This is a genomic window from Endozoicomonas sp. (genome assembly GCF_051008435.1).
Classification (GTDB): domain Bacteria; phylum Pseudomonadota; class Gammaproteobacteria; order Pseudomonadales; family Endozoicomonadaceae; genus Endozoicomonas_A.
In genome coordinates, this window is sequence record NZ_JBPCXO010000227.1 from 1 (window position 1) to 2,761 (window position 2,761).

The following is a 2,761-nucleotide window of genomic DNA, read 5'->3' on the forward strand; positions in this document are numbered from 1 at the left end:
TGGCTCTATCCTTTGCTGTTCTCGGGATCAAAGTCAGTAAGGATAGACAAAAGAAAATGACGGGTATTTCCCATAGGTTGGAGGGCTGCACTGGGCAAAAAGTCGCCGCGAAGCGGCCTACCTTGAAACAGGAGGTGGGTCATCTGAAACTCAGGGACAAGTCTCAACTTAAGGAAGTTCGAAACGAGTTAAATAAAATCAGGGATTTTCTGGATCGTGATATTCCTTTGTATAACCGCCATTCACTGCCCCCCATGGATTACTTTTTACATGATGACCGTTAATAAAAGCTTCTCCTTTGTCAAACAGGAGTACCTGTTCCAGAAGTGATGTTTCGGTATTCCTGTGATCGCACTCTGGACAGGCTTTTGATCCCGGATAAATGGTTACTGGCAACACTTCTTGTACTTTTTACCGCTTCCACAGGGACAGGGGGCGTTTCTGCCGGGTAGCTTTGCTGGAATGCCAGGGTAGATAAAGTACCAACGCCCCTGTTCTTTAATAAAGTCCGAACATTCATGGTGGGCTTCTTCCTGATCGGTGTCAGGATTCAGAAACCAGGCTTTAGGGAAGTGGCACAAGAAAGCTTACCGCAGTAAAGTGCCACTTTTCCCCTCTTGACGACTGTAGCTGCCATGACCACCATTACTATTCCTCCAGAGTGCAAATATCTAATCAAACTTGCTGCCGGAAAACTCAAGGGTTCTGAACGAAGAGCTTTCGTCGCTGAAGTTGCAGAAAAGCTCTGCGCTGGTAGTCCGCGCCTGACTGAAACCGAATTCAGTTTTGGTCGTAATACTATTGAACTCGGGATGCATGAGAACCGTACAGGGCTGGTTTGTTATGGGAACTATGCGACACAGGGTAAAGTCAAGTCAGAGGTTGCTAACCCTGACTTGGAGCGAGATATTCGAGCCCTGGTCGATCCTGAAAGCCAGGCTGACCCACAATTACGCAACACATTTGCCTATACCCGAATCACAGCCAAAGCGCTTCGACAAAAGCTTATTGATGAAAAAGGATGGCAGGAAGAGCAACTACCTAAAGAGCGCAGCTTCTGCAACATCCTGAATCGCATGGGCTACAAACTCCGGAGGGTTCAGAAAACCAAGCCTGAAAAAAAGTCCCGGAAACCGATGCCATCTTTGAAAATGTCCATGCAATAAAAAAGAAGGCGACCCTGCAAGGCAATGTTCTTCAGATCAGTATTGACTGTAAGGCAACTGTTAACCTTGGCAACTTTTCCCGTGGTGGCAAAGCCAGAGGCGCTGAGCCCGTCACAGCACTGGATCATGACATGGCGACTAAAGATAAGATGATCCCTTTCGGAATTCTTAATCTGGAAAACGACCAACTTCATGTATTTTACGGGAACTCCTACAAAACCAGCGATTTTATCTGCGATGCTCTGGAGCAGTGGTGGGTGCTTGTAGAAGCCGACCACAAGCACGTAGACGAGTTGGTGATTTATGCTGACAATGGCCCGGAGAGTAATAGCCACCGAACCCAGTTCCTGTTTCGGATGGTTGAGTTTGCCAAAAAGACCGGGTTAAAGGTTCATCTTGTGTACTACCCTCCTTACCATAGTAAGTACAATCCTATTGAGCGAGGCTGGTCTTTTCTGGAAAACCACTGGAGCGGTACTCTGCTGAATACCGTGACCTCTGTTCTGGAATGGACAAAATCCATGACTTGGAAATGCATGAAGCCAGTGGTGAAGCTACTGGATCAAGTGTACACAAAAGGAGTGAAGCTCAGTAAAGCTGAATTGAAGGAAATTCAACCTTACATCATACGAAACCCTGAGTTACGAAAGTGGGATGTTGCTATTGTGCCAGAGCCGGTAAATTATTAATTGCTGTACCCCTAAATACATGAAACCTACAGAATAGGGTTTTGATTTTTTGCTATTCACCAAAGAAGGGTAAAGCAGACGCAGAAGATCAATGCAGTTTAAATAATTCGGGGGAATTTCAGCTCTATTTCAGCTCTGGAGGTAAATGAAGCTCTGCCCGCATAAGCAGCATGTCTCCATTCAACCGTGTAAAAGAGAAGATCAGCTAACAGAGCTGTTTTTCGGGAAAAAGATTCATAAAAGCGGACAATCCGGGACTGTGGCGACCAAAACGTAGAATAAATTGACGACCTCGCTCCAATAATCGCGCTGATTGGTAAACCAGTTCCTGCATAACTGTCTTGATTCTTCGACGCTGTGCTTTGTGACGAATCGGTGAGTCTGGACCAATCAGGCAAGTTTGACCCATGTAACGCAAAACATTGTAAGTCAACGCACCCAGGCACATTACAAGGTCATTGGTATCAAACTTTCCGGAAGGCAATCTCTCAAGATCCATATCAGTCTTGAACTCACTGTGAAACTGTTCACTGGTCGCATGGTCTTCATAAAGCAATATAACATTATCATCGCTGTATTCAGCCTCATCCAGTGTCGTCCACCACCCCTCCAGCTCGTAGTCTGGTGTTAAAAAATACTGCCCCACCGAGTCAGTAGTACGCTTGATGATACGGATAATAAGTCGTTGTTTAGCGTAGTCGGTTTCATGGGAGATCGAGAGTGTCGCACTGGTTTTTCCAGGACGAAGCTCATTCCACTGCACGCCTTTTTCCTCAAAGGCTGGCAGCCAGGCTGTAACGGTATATTGCTTGCGTGGATTGAGTTTGATGATGTGGTCTACATTACTGTGGTTTGCTATCTCTCTGCGAGTATCTTCTGCGTCATGTCCGCTGTCGAGTCGCAGTA

The 2,761-nt window shown here is 46.2% G+C and carries 3 protein-coding genes and 1 pseudogene; 2 read left to right on the forward strand and 2 right to left on the reverse strand.

What is annotated here, in order from left to right:
- Window positions 1-284: hypothetical protein (locus ACR2PX_RS11750; protein ID WP_433999546.1), on the forward strand; the 284-nt coding region annotated here is incomplete at its 5' end.
- A gap of 102 nt (window positions 285-386) precedes the next feature.
- Here the strand turns inward: ACR2PX_RS11750 and ACR2PX_RS11755 are convergent.
- Window positions 387-581: an SEC-C metal-binding domain-containing protein gene (locus ACR2PX_RS11755; RefSeq protein ID WP_433999547.1), complete on the reverse strand. Its 195-nt coding sequence runs from the start codon at window positions 579-581 to the stop codon at window positions 387-389.
- Window positions 582-812: 231 nt separating this feature from the next.
- On the opposite strand from ACR2PX_RS11755, the pseudogene ACR2PX_RS11760 reads away from it, so the two are divergent.
- A pseudogene (locus ACR2PX_RS11760) lies at window positions 813-1,855 on the forward strand (ISAzo13 family transposase).
- Window positions 1,856-2,060: 205 nt separating this feature from the next.
- On the opposite strand, the gene ACR2PX_RS11765 reads toward ACR2PX_RS11760, so the two are convergent.
- Window positions 2,061-2,761, reverse strand: a 701-nt coding sequence (locus ACR2PX_RS11765; protein ID WP_433999548.1) for a transposase, incomplete at its 5' end; no start/stop codon positions are given.